Annotated in this window: 15 protein-coding genes; 5 read left to right on the top strand and 10 right to left on the bottom strand. The window is 74.1% G+C overall.

Going from position 1 to position 15,633, the window contains the following annotated elements:
* Positions 1-10 precede the first annotated feature (10 nt).
* Positions 11-373, bottom strand: coding sequence for a VOC family protein (locus ABD774_RS15225; protein WP_345042906.1), 363 nt, complete (start codon positions 371-373; stop codon positions 11-13).
* A 263-nt stretch (positions 374-636) separates the two neighbouring features.
* Here ABD774_RS15225 and ABD774_RS15220 point away from each other — a divergent pair, with 263 nt between their 5' ends.
* A complete protein-coding gene (locus ABD774_RS15220) occupies positions 637-1,395 on the top strand; it encodes an SDR family NAD(P)-dependent oxidoreductase (RefSeq protein WP_345042902.1) in 759 nt (252 codons plus the stop codon).
* Positions 1,396-1,405: 10 nt separating this feature from the next.
* Positions 1,406-2,644, top strand: coding sequence for an acyl-CoA dehydrogenase family protein (locus tag ABD774_RS15215; RefSeq protein ID WP_345042900.1), 1,239 nt, complete (start codon positions 1,406-1,408; stop codon positions 2,642-2,644).
* Positions 2,645-2,681: 37 nt separating this feature from the next.
* Here the strand turns inward: ABD774_RS15215 and ABD774_RS15210 are convergent, their stop codons facing one another.
* The gene (locus ABD774_RS15210) at positions 2,682-3,317 is read right to left on the bottom strand and encodes a hypothetical protein (protein ID WP_345042897.1); all 636 of its coding nucleotides are present in this window, start codon (positions 3,315-3,317) and stop codon (positions 2,682-2,684) included.
* A 52-nt stretch (positions 3,318-3,369) separates the two neighbouring features.
* Between ABD774_RS15210 and ABD774_RS15205 the strand changes: the two genes are divergently transcribed.
* Positions 3,370-4,146: a dihydrofolate reductase family protein gene (locus tag ABD774_RS15205; RefSeq protein WP_345042895.1), complete on the top strand. Its 777-nt coding sequence runs from the start codon at positions 3,370-3,372 to the stop codon at positions 4,144-4,146.
* Between the two features lie 51 nt (positions 4,147-4,197).
* On the opposite strand, the gene ABD774_RS15200 is transcribed toward ABD774_RS15205, so the two are convergent.
* Positions 4,198-5,124: a Gmad2 immunoglobulin-like domain-containing protein gene (locus ABD774_RS15200; RefSeq protein ID WP_345042893.1), complete on the bottom strand. Its 927-nt coding sequence runs from the start codon at positions 5,122-5,124 to the stop codon at positions 4,198-4,200.
* Positions 5,125-5,303: 179 nt separating this feature from the next.
* Between ABD774_RS15200 and ABD774_RS15195 the strand changes: the two genes are divergently transcribed.
* A complete protein-coding gene (locus tag ABD774_RS15195; RefSeq protein WP_345042890.1) occupies positions 5,304-6,722 on the top strand; it encodes a sugar porter family MFS transporter in 1,419 nt (472 codons plus the stop codon).
* 117 nt (positions 6,723-6,839) lie between these two features.
* Here the strand turns inward: ABD774_RS15195 and ABD774_RS15190 are convergent, their stop codons facing one another.
* From ABD774_RS15190 to ABD774_RS15165, 6 genes are all read right to left on the bottom strand, one after another.
* Positions 6,840-7,973 carry a sensor histidine kinase gene (locus ABD774_RS15190; RefSeq protein WP_345042888.1) on the bottom strand — a complete coding sequence of 378 codons (1,134 nt, stop codon included), beginning with the start codon at positions 7,971-7,973 and terminating at the stop codon, positions 6,840-6,842.
* The gene (locus ABD774_RS15185) at positions 7,970-8,695 is read right to left on the bottom strand and encodes a response regulator (RefSeq protein WP_345042886.1); all 726 of its coding nucleotides are present in this window, start codon (positions 8,693-8,695) and stop codon (positions 7,970-7,972) included. Before ABD774_RS15185 ends, ABD774_RS15190 begins: the two co-directional genes overlap by 4 nt.
* 32 nt (positions 8,696-8,727) lie before the next feature.
* Positions 8,728-9,372: a DUF305 domain-containing protein gene (locus tag ABD774_RS15180; protein ID WP_345042883.1), complete on the bottom strand. Its 645-nt coding sequence runs from the start codon at positions 9,370-9,372 to the stop codon at positions 8,728-8,730.
* Between the two features lie 224 nt (positions 9,373-9,596).
* Positions 9,597-10,232: a peroxiredoxin family protein gene (locus ABD774_RS15175; protein WP_345042881.1), complete on the bottom strand. Its 636-nt coding sequence runs from the start codon at positions 10,230-10,232 to the stop codon at positions 9,597-9,599.
* Positions 10,229-11,194, bottom strand: coding sequence for a cytochrome c biogenesis CcdA family protein (locus ABD774_RS15170; protein WP_345042879.1), 966 nt, complete (start codon positions 11,192-11,194; stop codon positions 10,229-10,231). Before ABD774_RS15170 ends, ABD774_RS15175 begins: the two co-directional genes overlap by 4 nt.
* 2 nt (positions 11,195-11,196) lie before the next feature.
* A complete protein-coding gene (locus ABD774_RS15165; RefSeq protein ID WP_345042877.1) occupies positions 11,197-11,499 on the bottom strand; it encodes a thioredoxin domain-containing protein in 303 nt (100 codons plus the stop codon).
* Positions 11,500-12,825: 1,326 nt separating this feature from the next.
* Here ABD774_RS15165 and ABD774_RS15160 point away from each other — a divergent pair.
* Positions 12,826-13,089, top strand: a complete 264-nt coding sequence (locus ABD774_RS15160; RefSeq protein ID WP_345042874.1) for a hypothetical protein — start codon at positions 12,826-12,828, stop codon at positions 13,087-13,089.
* A 65-nt stretch (positions 13,090-13,154) separates the two neighbouring features.
* Here ABD774_RS15160 and ABD774_RS15155 read toward each other — a convergent pair whose 3' ends face one another.
* Entirely contained in the window at positions 13,155-15,500 is a 2,346-nt protein-coding gene (locus ABD774_RS15155; protein ID WP_345042872.1) for a heavy metal translocating P-type ATPase, read from the bottom strand.
* Positions 15,501-15,633: the final 133 nt, after the last annotated feature.

Here is a 15,633-nt window from a genome sequence, read left to right as displayed (position 1 = left end):
CCACGGGTGACTAGCCGGCCGGCTCCTGGTAGAGCCCGAACGGTGAGCCCTGGTCGTCCCGGCACAGCACGAAGCGGCCGTACGTGCCGCGCACCTCCTCGTCCCCCTCGAGGTCGGTGCCGTCCACCGACCCGCCGAGATCACGGACCCTCCCGACGGCCACGTCGATGTCGTCCACCCTGAAGAACAGGTACGGGGAGGCGCCCGCGTCGCCGCCGTGGATGCCGCCCGGCACGTCGGGCGTGGTGATCAGGCCGCCGTCACCGCCTGAGGGGCCGGGCGAGAACGTCCAGCCGAACAGCGACTCGTAGAACCTCCGGCCCCGGGCGGCGTCTCCGACGCCGAGCTCGAAAAAGGCCAGCTCTCCGGACATCGTCGTCCCTTCCGTCGTGCGGACCACGCTACGGAGGTCCGCCTGGCCCGGCAAGGGTTCCGGCCGACGGCGCGGCCGCGCGCCCGTGGGCCGCGACGGTCGTCGGAACATACCCATATCGGGCGTGGGCGGTCCCGGGTACGGTGGGGGACGGCGACGGGGCCAGGCCACGAACCGGGGACGACAAGCTCCCGCCCCGACGCCGTGCCCGAACCGGCGTGCGGGGCGATCCCCCGGCACGTGATGCGAAGGAGCGTCAAGGGATGGAACTGCAGGGTTGTGCCGCCGTCGTCACCGGCGGGGCCTCCGGGATGGGGGCCGCCACCGTGGCCGCCCTGGCCGAGGGCGGAGCCGCCGTGTTCGCCGTCGATCTGCCCGCCGCGCTCGAGCGGGCCACGCTGCGCGACGGCGTGGAGTACCTGGCGGCGGACGTGACCGACCACGAGGAGCTCGCCGCCGCCGTCGCCACTGCCGCGGACGGCCCGGCGCCGCTGCGGGTCGCGGTGAGCTGCGCCGGCATCGCCCCGGCCGCCCGGCTGCTCGGGAAGCAGGGGGTCCACGACCCCGCCCTGTTCGCCAGGGTCGTCGCCGTCAACCTCGTGGGCACGTTCCACCTGCTCGCCCTCGCGGCCGAGCGGATCGCCGCCACGGAGCCCGATGGCGCGGGTCAGCGCGGCGTCATCATGAGCACCGCGTCGGTGGCGGCCTTCGAGGGGCAGGTCGGCCAGGTGGCGTACGCGGCCTCCAAGGGCGGCGTCGTCGGCCTGACGCTGCCCGCCGCGCGGGACCTCGCGCAGCACGGCATCCGGGTCTGCACCATCGCCCCGGGGCTCGTGGACACCCCGATGATGGGGCAGATCGACGAGGAGTTCCGCGCCCGGCTGGCCGCCGGCGTGCCGTTCCCGCAGCGGCTCGCACGGCCCGACGAGTACGCGAAGCTCGTGCTCGCGATCGTCGACCACGACTACCTCAACGGCGAGACTGTCCGCATGGACGGCGCCCTGCGCATGGCACCGCGCTGAGGGGGCGAGGATGACCGACACCCTGCCCCGCGCCTCGTCCGCCGCCGGGCCCACCGACCGACCCACGCCCAGCCTGCCCGCGCGGGCGGCCGGCGCCTTCGCGGACCTGGACCTCCTCGGCGTCGCCGAGCTGCTCCCCGCCGCCGAGCGCGCCCGCCTGGGCGTCCTGCACGACCTCCTGCAGGCCCAGGTGCGCCGCCCGTCCGTCGGGTACTGGAACCGCGAGGAGTTCGCCGCCGACCTGCTGCCGGTCCTGGCCGGGGCCGGCCTCGGCGGCCTGCAGCTCGAGCCCGTGAGCGCGCTGTTCCGCGGCCTCGTCCACGCCGAGGTCGCCCGCGCCGACCTCTCGCTGTCCACCGTGGTGGGTGTGCACAACGAGCTGGTCGTCGGCCTGATCGCCGCGCTCGGCTCGCCGGAGCAGCGCCGCGAGCTCCTGCCGCGCCTCGCGACCATGGAGCTGCTGGGCGCCTTCGCGCTCACCGAGCCCGAGCACGGCTCCGACGTCGCCGGGGGCCTGGCCACGACCGCGCGGCGCGAGGGGGCGCACTGGGTGCTCGACGGCGCCAAGCGGTGGATCGGGCTCGCCACCGTCGCCGACTTCGCCGTGGTGTGGGCCCGGGACGTGGCCGACGGCCAGGTCGGGGCCTTCCTCGTGGAGACCGGCCGGCCCGGCTTCCGCGCGGAGCTGATCCGCAACAAGATCGGCCTGCGCATCATGCCCAACGCCGACGTGACTCTCGACGGCGTGCGGGTGCCCGAGCGCAACCGGCTGCCCGGGGCGGTGGGCTTCGCCGCCGTCAACACCGTCCTGCGGCACTCCCGCGCCTGGGTGGGCTGGCAGGCGGTGGGCCTGCAGCTCGCCGCGCTCGACGTCGCCCGCGCCTACGCACTCGACCGCCAGCAGTTCGGCCGGCCGCTCGCCGCCTTCCAGCTGGTGCAGCACTCGCTCGCCCGGATGGCCGGCAACGCCGCGTCGTCGCTCGGCCTCATGGTGCAGGTGGCGCGGCTGCAGGACGCGGGGTCGCTGGAGATGGGGCACGCCGCGCTGGTCAAGGCCACGTGCACCGCCCACGCCCGCGAGACGGTGGCGCTGGGGCGCGGCCTGCTCGGCGGGAACGGGATGACCACCGACTACGAGATGGCCAAGCTGTTCGGAGACGCCGAGGCCATGTACACCTACGAGGGCACGCAGGAGGTCAACCAGCTCATCGTCGGGCGGGCGCTGACGGGGGTGTCGGCCTTCGCCTGAGGCGCGTGCGTCCTCCACGCCGCACCGCCGGCGCTCGCTACGACCGAGGGGTCTCGACGGTGCTCACCACGGTGACGTGGCTGGGTCCGGCGGGGGTGGAGCTGAACCCGAAGCGGGCGGGCGGGTCGACGGGGCGCAGGTCGCCGAGGTCGGTGCCGTCCCACCGCAGCCGGGCGGCGGCGACGCGGTGGAGGTCCCGGGCGGCGTACCACTCGCGCCGCCCGCCGCCGGCGGTCCCGAGGGTGCGCACGCCGGGCAGCACGACGCCGGCGACGCGGTCCGTCAGGCGTGCCCAGCCCGGGCTCTCGGACAGCGGGGCGGGGACGGATCGCAGCAGGTGGCCGAGCGCGGTGCGCCGGCCGACGACGAACCAGAGGTCCAGCGGTCCGGCACGGACGGCGTAGCGGGCGCCGCCGACCGAGACGGTCACGGGTACGGTCACGACCTCGTCGAAGACGTAGGTGGCGGCCACGAACTCCGCCACGCGGTCGTCCGGGGCGAGCAGGAGCCGGTGCCCGTCCGCGCGCTCGACCATGACGTCGGCGAACGGGCCGAACGGCGAGACCGGCCAGTGCCCGACCACGGCGCGGGTGCCCTCGCGCGTCCCGAGGCCGGTGATGCTGCCGGCGAAGCGCCAGCGCGTGGGGCGGCCTGCAGCCGGTCGGGGACGCATCGGCCCACCGTAACGAGCACCGCAACCCGCCGCCCGGCGCACGATGGGAAACATGAGGGCGCCCAGGGTCGTCACGCACAACGTCGTCTCGGTCGACGGGCGCCTGACGATCGCGCCGGGCGTGAGCCTGCTGGCCGGTGACGCCCGCTGGGACGCCGTCGCGGCCGGAGTCGGGGACCCGTACGCCTGGGTCCGGCGTACCCACGACCCGGACGTCCTTCTCGAGGGAAGCGGCTCGTTCGTGCCCTCGCCCGGCGTGGACGGGTCCGCCCCGCCCGAGGCGCCCGGGCGCGGCGGGAGCGCCGCCGACGCCGACGACGCCTTCCTCCCCGCTGCGGTGGTGGACGTTCCCGGTCGGCGCTGGTTCACCGTCGTCGACGGGCGGGGCCGGGTCGATCTGCGGTACGCCGAGCTGTCCGAGCCCGGCTGGGCGGGGTGGCACGCGCTCGTGCTGACCAGCCGCGCCGCGCCGGGCGCGCACCTGGCACGGCTGCGCGACCAAGGGATCCCCTACCTCGTGGTGGGCGGGCCCCGGGTGGACCTGGCGCGGGCGCTCGGCGTGCTCGCGCGGCGCCTGGGCGTGCGGACGGTGGTGAGCACTGGCGGGGGCCGCCTGGGCGGTGCCCTCCTGCGCGCGGGGCTCGTCGACGAGGTGGACCTGGAGGTGCTGCCTGCCGCGATCGGCGGCCGCGGCACGCCGTCCCTCTTCGACGCCCCGCCGCTCCGCCCCGGCGAGTGGCCGGTGCGGCTGGACCTCATCTCGGTGGAGGAGCCGGGCGGCGGACGGCTCCGGCTGCGCTACGCCGTCCGCGGTCCGGCAGGACCGTGAACCGCGCCCCCGGACCGGCCGTCCGGGCAGGGCACATGGTGCGATACGTGATCAGCGGACGGTGATCGAGCGGGTGTCCGTCATGGGCGTCCCGCCCGCGCCGCCGGACGGATCGTCCTCGGAGATCTCGACGACGTAGCTGCCGGGCTCGAGCTCCACCTCGAAGGAGAAGGGAGCGAACTCCTGCCCCGCGGTCGTCATCGTGAAGCCGGAGGCCACCGCGGCACCCTCGGGCGTCAGGACCCGCCAGGGCACGTTCGCCTCGAACGCGTTCGCCTCGCCGCTGACGGTGACCGGGGAGGTCACCTCGGCGCCCTCGACGGGCCGGTCGATCTGGACCAGGACGCGCACCTCCGCCGGGTCCGCGGGCGCGACTGGCTCGTCCCACGTCAGGACGCCCCAGAGCTCGCCGGCCGGCTCGCCGTCGATCAGCAGCTGGACGGACGCGTCCTGCCCGGCCGCCTCGACGACGGTGTGCACGAGCTGCTGAACCATCAGGGCCGCGGCCTCCGAGCCCGCGTTCGCGGTGCGCGCGTCCTCGGAGAGGTCGACCGTGATCGTCCCCTGGTCCTGCTCGACCGAGAGCACCTCGGTGCCCGGGTTCCACGTCGTGGCGTAGTCGGGGTCCGTGGGTCCCTCGATCATCGCCTCCACGGCGCCCACCAGCGGGTCGCCGGCGACCTCCCGGAGCTCGCGCGCGAGCCGGAACCCCGTGCGGGTGTCGACGAGGTAGTAGACAGCCACCTCGGAGGGGGCCGGCTCCTCGGACGTCGCCGTGGGCGCGGGGGTCGAGGTCGGCGCGGCGGTGGGGCTCGGCGCGGTCGGGGGCGCCGTCGTCCCCGGGTCCGGGGTCGGCCCGGCGCCGCCCCCGCAGCCGGTCACCAGGGCGAGCGCGGCGACGGCGGAGACGGACCAGGACCTCCGGCCCGAGCCGGGCCGGTGCGGGTGGCCGGGCAGGGCCGGCGTGGGCAGCGTCATGACCGCCTCCTCCGAGCGTGCGGCGCACCGTCGCGCCGCTGCCTGAGTGTCTCACCGGTGCTGCCGTCCCCGGGTCTCGATCGGGTCACGCCGCCGTGCGCGAGACCGGGCTTCGCCGCGCGGGGCGCGCCTGCACGTGATAGACCACTGCATCGCTCCGTCCAGCGAGGAGGCTGACCATGGCCGGCGAGACGATCGGTGTCCGCGAGGAGTTCAACACCGGCAGGGTGGTGCTGCTGGCCGCCGTCGCGGCCCTGGGCGGGTTCCTCTTCGGCTTCGACACCGCGGTGATCAACGGCACGGTCGTCGCGGTCCGCGAGCAGTTCGGGATGGGCGCGGGGCTGACGGGCTTCGTCGTCTCCTCCGCCCTGCTGGGGTGCATCGTCGGCGCCTACCTCGCCGGGCGGCTGGCCGACCGCTGGGGGCGCATCCGGGTCATGGTGCTCGCCGCCGTCCTGTTCAGCGTCAGCGCGCTCGGCTCCGGCATCGCGTTCGGCCCCTGGGACCTCATCGTGTGGCGCGTGGTCGGCGGCCTCGGCGTCGGGGCCGCCTCGGTCATCGCGCCGGCGTACATCGCGGAGATCTCGCCGGCAGCGGTGCGGGGACGACTCGGGTCGCTGCAGCAGCTGGCGATCGTCACCGGCATCTTCGTCGCCCTCCTCTCCGACGCGTTCCTCGCCGGCGTCGCCGGCGGGGCGGCGGAGGAGCTCTGGCTCGGCCAGGAGGCGTGGCGCTGGATGTTCTGGGCCGAGCTGGTGCCCGCCGTCGCCTACGGGGTGCTGTCCCTGCAGATCCCGGAGTCGCCGCGCTACCTCGTGGCCAAGGGGCAGCACGAGCAGGCGCACGCCGTGCTCAGCCAGGTCCTCACCACCGGAGTGCGCGAGCGGATCGAGGAGATCCGCCGAACGCTCCGGGAGGAGCGCCGGACCTCGTTCGCCGACCTGCGCAAGCCCGGCGGGGGCGGCCTGCTGCCCATCGTCTGGATCGGCATCGCCCTGTCCGTGTTCCAGCAGTTCGTGGGCATCAACGTGATCTTCTACTACTCCTCCACGCTGTGGCAGTCGGTGGGGTTCACCGAGGCTGACGCCCTCACGCAGACGGTCATCACGTCGGTGACGAACATCGTGGTGACGGTGGTCGCCATCGCGCTCATCGACCGCATCGGCCGCCGCAAGCTCCTGCTCATCGGCTCGGCGGGCATGTTCGTGACGCTCGGCCTCCTCGCCGTCGTGTTCGGCACCGCGGACCTCGTGGAGAACGCGCAAGGCGTGCTCGAGCCGGTGCTCGGCGACACCCAGGGGGTGATCGCCCTGCTCGCCGCCAACGGCTTCGTCGTCTTCTTCGGGATGTCCTGGGGGCCGGCGGTGTGGGTGCTGCTCGGCGAGATGTTCAACAACCGGATCCGGGGCACCGCGCTGGGGCTCGCGGCCGCCGCGCAGTGGCTGGCGAACTTCGCGATCTCGACGTCCTTCCCCAAGATGGCGGAGATCGGGCTGTCGTTCGCGTACGGCTTCTACACGGCCTGCGCGCTGCTCTCCTTCTTCTTCGTGCTGAGGTTCGTGCCGGAGACGAGGGGCCGCCAGCTCGAGGACATGTAGGTACCGGGCTACGCCGCGACGCCCTGCCCGCCGGCCCGTGACGGTGGCGGAGGGCGGCGCGAGGAGGACCGCGCCGGTGAGGGCGACGCGAGGGCGAGGGCGACGCGACGGTGCGAGTCAGTCACGCCGACGAGAGGCGTTCGCGGGGTTTCTGACGGGCAGTTCCACGGTGAAGACCGCACCACGGCCGGCCCCCTCGCTCTCGACCGTCACCCGGCCGCCGTGGGCGCGTGCGATGGACCGCACGATCGCGAGGCCCACGCCGGACCCCCCGTGCGCGCGGTCACGGGCGGAGTCCGCGCGGTAGAACCGTTCGAACACGTGGGACAGGTGCTCGGCGGCGATCCCCGTCCCGGTGTCGGCGACCCGCAGCCGGACGACGCCGCCCGCGCGCTCCGCGCCGGCCTCCACCCGCCCCCCGGTGGGGGTGTGGCGCAGGGCGTTGTCGAGCAGGTTCGTCAGGAGCTGGCCCAGCCGGTCCGGGTCGGCCATCAGGACCGTGCGCCGGGCGTCGTCGGGCGCACGGACCGTGAGCTCGACCCCCTCGGCGGCGTAGCGCGCGCCCGCCTGGGTGACGGCGGCACTGACGAGCTCACCCACCTCGACGGGTTCCCGGCGCATGCTCAGCCGCCCCTCCTCCGCCGTCGTGACCAGGCTGATGTCCTCCGCGAGGCGGGCGAGACGGCCGACCTGCTCACGCATCATGACCAGCGTGCCGGCGTCGGCGCGCTCGAACCCGTCCTGGATCGCCTCGAGGTAGGCGTCCAGGGTCGCCACCGGCGTGCGCATCTCGTGGGCCAGGTCAGCCAGCAGCCGGGTGCGGGTCTGCTCGATCCGCTCCAGGTCCGTGGCCATGGTGTTGAAGGCTCGCGCGAGATCGTCGAACTCCGCCCCCATGCCGACCTCGGGCACCCGGACGGCGTAGTCACCGTCGGCCACGCGACCGGCTGCCTGGCGGACGCTCCCGAGCGACCGCGCGATCCGCCGGGTCAGGAAGACGCTGACGACCACGGACGTGGCGAGCCCTGCGAGGAGAGCGAGGGAGAGCGAGATCGCGGAGGCGTCGTCGAAGGCCCTCTCCGCGTGCTCGACGACGTTGTCCTCCCCGCCGGCCAGGAGCAGGTGGTCGTGGAACAGCACGGGGCCGATGACGACGGCGATCGCGAGCGCGGTCGAGGCCGCGACGAGCACGACCGCGATGATCGCCGCGAGCAGCCGCGCGCCGAGCCCCCAGCGGCTCAGCGGCCTCACTCGCCCGTGCCCATCCGGTAGCCGACGCCCCGGACCGTCCTGATGAACCTGGGCTCCGCGGGCGGGTCCCCGAGCTTGCGGCGCACGTGCCCGATGTGGACGTCCACGAGGTGCTCGTCGCCGACCCAGCCGGGGCCCCAGACCGCCTCCACGAGCTGGTGGCGGCTGAAGACCATCCGCGGGTTCGTCGCCAGGGCGGCGAGGACGTCGAACTCGGTGCGGGTGAGCTCCACCGGCGAGCCGTCGACGTGCACCTCCCGGCCGCCGACGTCGAGGGTGAGGCTGCCGAACGACAGGGGCTCCGGGACGTCGCGCGCGGCGTCGACCGGCTGCCTCGGCCGGCGCAGCATCGCCCGGACCCGCGCCATCAGCTCGCGCGGACTGAAGGGTTTGGTGACGTAGTCGTCCGCCCCCACCGAGAGCCCGACCAGCTTGTCGACCTCCTCGGTGCGGGCGGTCAGCATCACGATGTAGCAGTCCGAGAAGGTGCGGACGGCGCGGCACACCTCGATCCCGTCCGTCCCGGGCAGCCCCAGGTCCAGCACCATCACGCCGGGGTCCCACTCGCGGGCCAGCTCGACGGCCTCCCGACCGTCGCCCGTGACGCGGACGTCGAAGCCGTCGCGCCGCAGGTAGCTGGCCACCACCTGAGCCAGCGGCGCCTCGTCGTCGACGACCAGGACCCGGGTCGCTCCCCGCGGGCCGGCCGAGGTCTCCGTCATCGCTCCATCTTCGTCCGCGACGCCGTCAGCCGTCAGAGGCTCTCCAGCATCTGCTCCATCTCGGCGATCTCGGCCTGCTGGTCGTCGATGATCTTCTGGGCCAGCTCCAGGGCCTGCGGGTTCTCGCCGTCGGCCAGCTCCGTCTCGGACATCTCGACCGCGCCCTGGTGGTGGGCGATCATCAGCTCGAGGAAGCGCTGGTCGAACTCGGCGCCGGAAAGACCCTCGAGCTCGGCCATGGCCTCCTCCTGGCTCATGCCCTCCATGTCCATGCCGCCGTGGCCCTCCATGCCGCCCATGGGCGCGGAGTCCTCGCCCCAGGCCTCCAGCCAGGACGTCATCTGCTCGATCTCAGGGCCCTGCGCTGCGGAGATGCCCTCCGCGAGGGTCCGGACCTCCTCCGACCCGGCCTTCTCCACCGCCAGGTCGGCCATCTCGATGGCACCCTCGTGGTGGACGATCATCATCTGCGCGAACATCGTGTCGGCGTCGTTGTGCGCGGCGTCAACCTCACCGTCGGCCGGGGCGCCCGACGACGTCGCGGTCGTGCCCGCGGTCGCCGTCGTCGTCTCCGCGACCGGATCGCCCGCCTCCTCGGTGCCGCCGCCGCACGCGGCCAGGGTCAGGGCGAGGGTGACGGCGCCACCAAGGGTCAGCAGACGGTTCTTGAGAGTCATAGGTCCTTCTTGATCGGGGTCTCATCGGCTGCGCCGGTGGGACCGGGTTCGTCGGGCGCGACCGAGCGCGGGTCGGCTCCCGGGTGCGCTCTCGAGTCAACAAGGTTCGCTCGAGCACCGCCAGCCACGTCCCCGAACTTCATCGACTCTTCATAGAAGGGTGCCCGGCCGGTCTGGCGCGGCCGCCAGGCGTCGCACCGGCGGCGTCGTCCGGCACGGGGTCGTCAGAGGCGCGAGGTGACCTCGTGCAGCAGCTGGCCCGGCTCCAGCCACATGGAGGGGTACTCGCCCTGCCACAGCTGGTTGCCCTCGCCGTCGATCAGCACGAAGCCGTGCCCGGGCAGGCCCTCGTGCATGCCGGTTCCCAGGGTGCCGTAGGCCTCGGAGACGGTGCCGTCGTCGAGGAGGTACGGCGTGGTCGCGCCGTAGCGCTGCATGTCGGCCAGCATCTGCTCGGCGGTGCTCATCACGACGGGCAGCACCGTGATCCCGGCCTCGGCGAACCCGGGCTCCTTCTCGATCTCGACCATCTGCACCGTGCAGGACGCGCACCCGGCACCCTCGTTGAAGTACAGCACCACCGGCGAGCCGCGGAGGTCGGACAGGCTGACGGTGCCGCCGGACGTGGTCGGCAGGGTGAAGTCGGGGGCCAGGCGGGTGCCCTCGGAGGACGTCTGGCGGGAGCTGGCCAGTCCGAGGGCCACGACGGCGACCACGACGAGCAGGCCGACGACCCAGGCGATGCGCCGGTGGCGTGCGCGGCGCGCAGCGACCGCGCTCTCCGCCCGTGCGCGCGCGGCGCGGGCCTGCGTCTTCCGCTCCTTGGCGGTCGGGCGGGGGGCGGTGGCGGAGGAGGTCATCGGGGCAGTCCTTCCGGGCGGTGCTCGTCGTGCTGGTCGGCCCAGGTGCCGGCCGTGCCCGCGTGGGCCTCGTGGCACGTCTCGGGCGCGGGCGTGTGGTCGCGGCGGCGGTCGCGGAGGGTGACGACGACGAAAGTTCCGGCGAGGGCCAGGAGGGCGAGGCCGAGAACCGGCTCGGGGACCGGCGCGAGCACCGTCTGGAGCCGGCCGAGGACGTCGGCGAGCCACTCACCGACCGCGGTCTGCATCGCCGTGCCACCGGTCATGCTCTCGCTGCCGGCCAGCGTGATCACCCAGACGCCCATGACCGTGAACCCGATCGCGACCGCCAGGTTGACCGTGCTGGTCGCCAGCACGCGCGAGCCGAGACGAACCTTGACCAGCCGGGCGCGGAAGAGCCTGCGCTCGCCGAGGCGGGTCCGGTCCCACACCAGTGCCATGACGAAGAGGGGGAAGACCATGCCGAAGACGTACGCCAGCCCCAGCACCACGCCGCCGGCCGCCGATCCCGAGAGCGCCGAGAGTGCCATGACGCCGGCGAGCACGGGGGCGCAGCAGCTGGAGGCGATCCCGGAGAACACCCCGAGCGCGAAGAAGCTCGCGGTGTCTCCCCGCGAGGTGTCCGGCGCCCGCAGGAACGAGGGCAGCGACCACATCTTCCCGGAGAGGGACAGGCCCGCCAGGGCGATCATCAGCAGGCCGCCGGCCCAGTAGAGCTGGGCGTGGTACTGGTTGATGGCGCCGGCGAGCATGCTGACGCCCAGCGTGATGGGCACGAGCACGAGCGCCAGCCCTGCCGCGAACACGAAGGTCAGGGGGAGCAGCCGCCAGAGCCGGTTCTTGACCGCCCCCGCGAGGTAGCTCGGCGCCAGGAACACGATGCAGCACGGGGCGAAGAGCGCGACCCCGCCGGCGAAGAACGCGGCGAGGACGCTGCCGGTCGCGAGGAGCTCGGTACCCACCGCTACTTCCCGACCGCTGCGGGGGCGGTGCGCCCCGCGGCACGGGCGGCCAGAAGCTTCTCGAGCTTCCGCCGCGGCAGCCGCCCCGCGCTGAAGAACACCCCGTCCACGAGCACGAGCGGATTCAGGGCCGGGCGGTGGACCGCGAGGAGGTGACGCCCCTCGGCGGAGTCGACGTCGACCGTTCGAACCTCGAGCCGGAACCGGCCGGCGAGGGTGCTGAGCGCTCGCTCCGCGTCGTCGCAGAAGTGGCAGGCGGGTGCGTGCACCACGGTGACCCTCACGTTCCGCTCGTCCTCGTCCACGTCGGTCCTCCACTCGGTTCGCGCCTGCTCGCGCGGGTGTCAACGCCCGAGTGGAAGCATCGGACCGCAGTGCCGGGGCGACGGTGGCCGTTCGGTCAAGAAATGATGAAGAAGGCGCCCGGAACCTCGGCGAGCCGGAGAGCCAGGCACCGAGGGATTCCCGTGCTGTCCGCGCGGAGGAACGGCCCGACCGGTATCTCCACCGCGCCCGCCGGTGTCACCCTCAGGTCATGGACAGCTCGCTGCTTGCACGCACCCTGGCTCTGCGATCCGCGTGGCGTTCCCGGGACGGCTGGAACCACGAGCGGCTGGCGGCCCACGACCGGCGCGCTCTGGAGGCGCTGCGGAACCACGCCTACACCCGCTCCCCGTTCTACCGCCGCCTGCACGCCGGTCTCGCCGCCGCCCCGCTGCGCGACCTCCCGGTCGTCACCAAGGCGGACCTCATGAGCTCGTTCGACGACGTCGTCACCGCCCCCGGGCTCCGGCTGGCCGACCTCGAGGAGCACCTGCGCAGCCTCACGGCGGAGCGCGGGGACCCAGGCAGGCCATGGCGAGGGCGCTGGTGGGTGGCCGCCACCGCGGGCACCACCGGCCGTCGGGGCGTGTTCGTCTGGAACCGCGCGGAGTGGGCGGCCGTCCTCGCCTCGTACGCACGGGCCAACGACTGGGCCGGGGTGCGCGTCGGCGTCCGTCACCCCTTGCGGGTGGCGGTCGTGAGCTCCCTGGTCCCCACTCACCAGTCGGCCGTCGTCGGCGCGTCGCTCCACTCCTCACTGGTGCCCACGCTGCGCCTCGACGCCACGGCGCCTCTCGACCAGACCGTCTCCGCGCTCAACGCCTTCGGACCGCGGCTGCTGGTCGGCTACCCCTCGGCGCTGCGCCCCCTGGCTGCCGAGCAGCGTGCGGGCCGGCTGCGCATCGCGCCGCAGGCGGTCATGTCGGCCTCGGAGGTCCTGAGCCCCGCCGTGGCCGCGGAGCTGGCGCAGGCCTGGGCCACCGAGCCGCACAACGTCTACGCGGCGACGGAGACCGCCGGGCTGGCCTCACCGTGCGAGCACCGCCGCATGCACCTCTACGAGGACCTGGTGATCTGCGAGGCGGTCGACGACGCCGGCGCGGAGGTACCGCCCGGGACGACGGGGTCGAGGCTCCTGGTGACGGTGCTCTTCTCACGCACGCTGCCGCTGATCCGGTACGAGTTGTCCGACCGTGTGGCGCTGAGCACGCGCCCCTGCCCGTGCGGGCGGCCGTTCAGGACCCTGGAGTGCGTCGAGGGCCGCCGGGAGGACGTCCTCTCGCTCCCCGGCGAGAGGCCCGGTCAGCGTGCACCCCAACGTCTTCCACGACGTCCTCGACGGCCTCCCGCTCACCGGCTGGCAGGTGGTCCAGGAGGCCGACGGTCTGCGGGTGCTGCTGACCGCCGGGCCGCGCCTCAGCACGAGCGGCGTGGAGGACCGGCTGGTCGAACGGCTCAGGAGCGCGGGCGCCCGCCGGACCCGGGTCAGGGTGGAGGTGGTGGGCGCCATCCCCAGGACGCCCCTGGGCAAGAGCCCGCTGGTACGTGCCCGGCCGCCGGACGGCTCGTAGCTGCACCCGACCGGCCGGGTACACCTGCGCGGGCCGACGGCGGCCGGGCGGTTGCCTGCGCCCTCTCAGCGACGAGCCATCTCGGCCTCGCGCGTGCGCGTGGCCGCGGACCTCGGGACCTGCGCCGCGCCGTGGGCGGCGGCGGTCGAGGCCTCGGGACTCAGGTCGAGCCGGCGCAGGATCTGGGCGTTGGCGGCGACGACGATGGTCGAGGCAGACATGAGCAGCGCACCGATCTCCACGGGCAGCACGAACCCCACCGGGGCGAGGATGCCGGCGGCCAGCGGGACGGCGGCGATGTTGTACCCGGCCGCCCACCACAGGTTCTGCTTCATCTTCCGGTACCCGGCGCGCGAGAGCTGGATGACCGAGAGCACCGAGCGCGGGTCGTCGGAGGCGAGGATGACGCCGGCCGAGGCGATCGCGACGTCCGTGCCGGCGCCGATGGCGATGCCGACGTCGGCCTGGGCGAGGGCCGGTGCGTCGTTGACGCCGTCGCCGACCATGGCGACGGTGCGTCCCTGCCGCTGCAGCTCGAGGACCTTCTCGCTCTTGTTCTCGGGGCGGACGCCCGCGAAGACCTGGTCGATGCCGATCTCGGCCGCGACGGCCCGGGCGACCGGTTCGGCGTCGCCGGTGATCATCACGACGTGGACGCCGAGGGCGTGCAGGGCGTCGACCGCCTCGCGGGACTCCTGGCGCACCTCGTCCTCCAGGGCCAGCGCCCCCGCCACCTGCCCGTCAACGAGCACGTGCAGGACGATCGCGCCCCGGTCGGACCACGCCACCGTCCGCGGCATCGGCTCCAGGCCGTGCTCGGCCAGCAGGTTGGGTCCGCCGACGGCGACCGTGCGCCCGTCCACGGTCGCCGTGACACCGACGGCGGTCGAGGCGGAGAAGTCGGTCGCGCGCAGCACGTCCAGCCCCCGTTCCTCCGCCGCGGCGGTGATGGCCCGGGCCAGCGGGTGCTCGCTGTCGGACTCGGCGGCCGCCGCGAGAGCGAGGAGCTCGTCCTGGCCCAGCCCGGTGGTCTCGACGTCGTGCAGGGCGGGCTCGCCCCTGGTGAGGGTGCCGGTCTTGTCGAAGAGGACGGCGTCGACCGTGCGCATGCGTTCCAGCGCCGCGCGGTCCTTGACCAGGACCCCGGCCCGGGCGGCGCGCTCGGTCGAGATCGACACCACGAGCGGGATCGCCAGGCCGAGAGCGTGGGGGCAGGCGATGACCAGGACGGTGATCGCCCTGACGACGGCGAAGTCGGGGCTGCCGACGGCGGACCACACGGCGATGGTGACGACCGCAGCCACCAGGGCGAACCAGAACAACCAGCCGGCGGCCCGGTCGGCGAGGAGCTGGGCACGGGTGGTGGAGGACTGCGCCTCGGCGACCAGCCGCTGGATGCCGGCCAGGGCGGTGTCGTCGCCGACGGCGTCGACCCGCACCCGCAGCGCGTTGTCCGTCGCCACGGTGCCGGCGACCACGTGGGCGCCGGTCTCGCGCCGCACGGGCCGCGACTCACCGGTGATCATCGACTCGTCGACGTCCGCGGCGCCGTCGACGACGGTCCCGTCGGCAGGGATGCGTCCGCCGGGCCGGACGATCACCACGTCGCCGAGCCGCAGGTCGGCGGGAGCGACGGTGACGACGCGGTCGCCGTCGACCTTCTCCGCCTGGTCCGGCAGGAGAGCGGCGAGGGCGTCCAGGGCCGAGGAGGTCTTGGCGAGCGCGCGCATCTCCAGCCAGTGGCCGAGCAGCATGATGACGACCAGGAGCGCCAGCTCCCACCAGAAGTCGAGCTCCGGCGAGAGGACGCCGAGCGTCGCCCCCCACGAGGCGACGAAGCCCACGGTGATCGCCATGCCGATGAGGAGCATCATCCCGGGCTTGCGGGCGCGGACCTCCGACACGGCGCCGGTCAGGAACGGGCGGCCGCCCCAGGCGTAGATGACCGTGCCCAGGACCGGCGCGACGTACGCCAGGCCGGGGATCTCCGGCAGTGAGTAGCCGAGCAGGTCCGCGAACATGCCGCTGAGCAGCACCGCGGGGACCGCAAGGACGAGGTTGATCCAGAAGAGGCGACGGAACATCCCGACGTGGTCCCCGTGGCCGCCGTGGCCACCGTGCCCGGCATGGGCGCCCTGGGCGCCGTGCGCGTCGTGCGCGTCGTGGGCGCCATGCCCGGCATGGGCGTCGTGCCCCGGGCGCCCCTGGTGCCCGTCGTCCTGGTGGTCGGCGCCCACCGCGACGGGCAGGTGCTGGCCCGCGTCGGCCAGCTGCCCGGCGTCGTGACCGCCGTGACGGTCATGCACCGGCGCCAGCGGGCCGTTGTCGTCGTGACCGCCGTGACGGTCGTGCACCGGGGTCTCCGCGCCGGTGTCGCCGTGGTCGTGGTGCCTGTGCTCAGTGCTGTTCATCGCCCGAGGCCTCCTGCCTGTCCCCTTATTGATACCCCCATGGGGTATGCGGCACAACCCCCCGCGTGCGCGCCGTGTTCCCGATTTCCGAAAGTTCGTCATTTCTTCATCCGGGCCGTAGCCCGCCGGGAGG

This window comes from Georgenia daeguensis, assembly GCF_039537705.1.
GTDB lineage: Bacteria > Actinomycetota > Actinomycetes > Actinomycetales > Actinomycetaceae > Georgenia > Georgenia daeguensis.
The sequence above is the reverse complement of the archived record's forward strand: the minus strand, read 5'-3'. Positions and strand labels throughout refer to the sequence as shown.

Excerpts from the sequence above, each read along its gene's own strand:
- ABD774_RS15215 (WP_345042900.1), top strand. The coding sequence starts at position 1,406 with ATGACCGACACCCTGCCCCGCGCCTCGTCCGCCGCCGGGCCCACCGAC.
- ABD774_RS15155 (WP_345042872.1), bottom strand. The coding sequence starts at position 15,500 with ATGAACAGCACTGAGCACAGGCACCACGACCACGGCGACACCGGCGCG.
- ABD774_RS15225 (WP_345042906.1), bottom strand. The coding sequence starts at position 373 with ATGTCCGGAGAGCTGGCCTTTTTCGAGCTCGGCGTCGGAGACGCCGCC.
- ABD774_RS15210 (WP_345042897.1), bottom strand. The coding sequence starts at position 3,317 with ATGCGTCCCCGACCGGCTGCAGGCCGCCCCACGCGCTGGCGCTTCGCC.
- ABD774_RS15180 (WP_345042883.1), bottom strand. The coding sequence starts at position 9,372 with ATGACTCTCAAGAACCGTCTGCTGACCCTTGGTGGCGCCGTCACCCTC.
- ABD774_RS15195 (WP_345042890.1), top strand. The coding sequence starts at position 5,304 with ATGGCCGGCGAGACGATCGGTGTCCGCGAGGAGTTCAACACCGGCAGG.
- ABD774_RS15200 (WP_345042893.1), bottom strand. The coding sequence starts at position 5,124 with ATGACGCTGCCCACGCCGGCCCTGCCCGGCCACCCGCACCGGCCCGGC.
- ABD774_RS15205 (WP_345042895.1), top strand. The coding sequence starts at position 3,370 with ATGAGGGCGCCCAGGGTCGTCACGCACAACGTCGTCTCGGTCGACGGG.
- ABD774_RS15220 (WP_345042902.1), top strand. The coding sequence starts at position 637 with ATGGAACTGCAGGGTTGTGCCGCCGTCGTCACCGGCGGGGCCTCCGGG.
- ABD774_RS15175 (WP_345042881.1), bottom strand. The coding sequence starts at position 10,232 with ATGACCTCCTCCGCCACCGCCCCCCGCCCGACCGCCAAGGAGCGGAAG.
- ABD774_RS15185 (WP_345042886.1), bottom strand. The coding sequence starts at position 8,695 with ATGACGGAGACCTCGGCCGGCCCGCGGGGAGCGACCCGGGTCCTGGTC.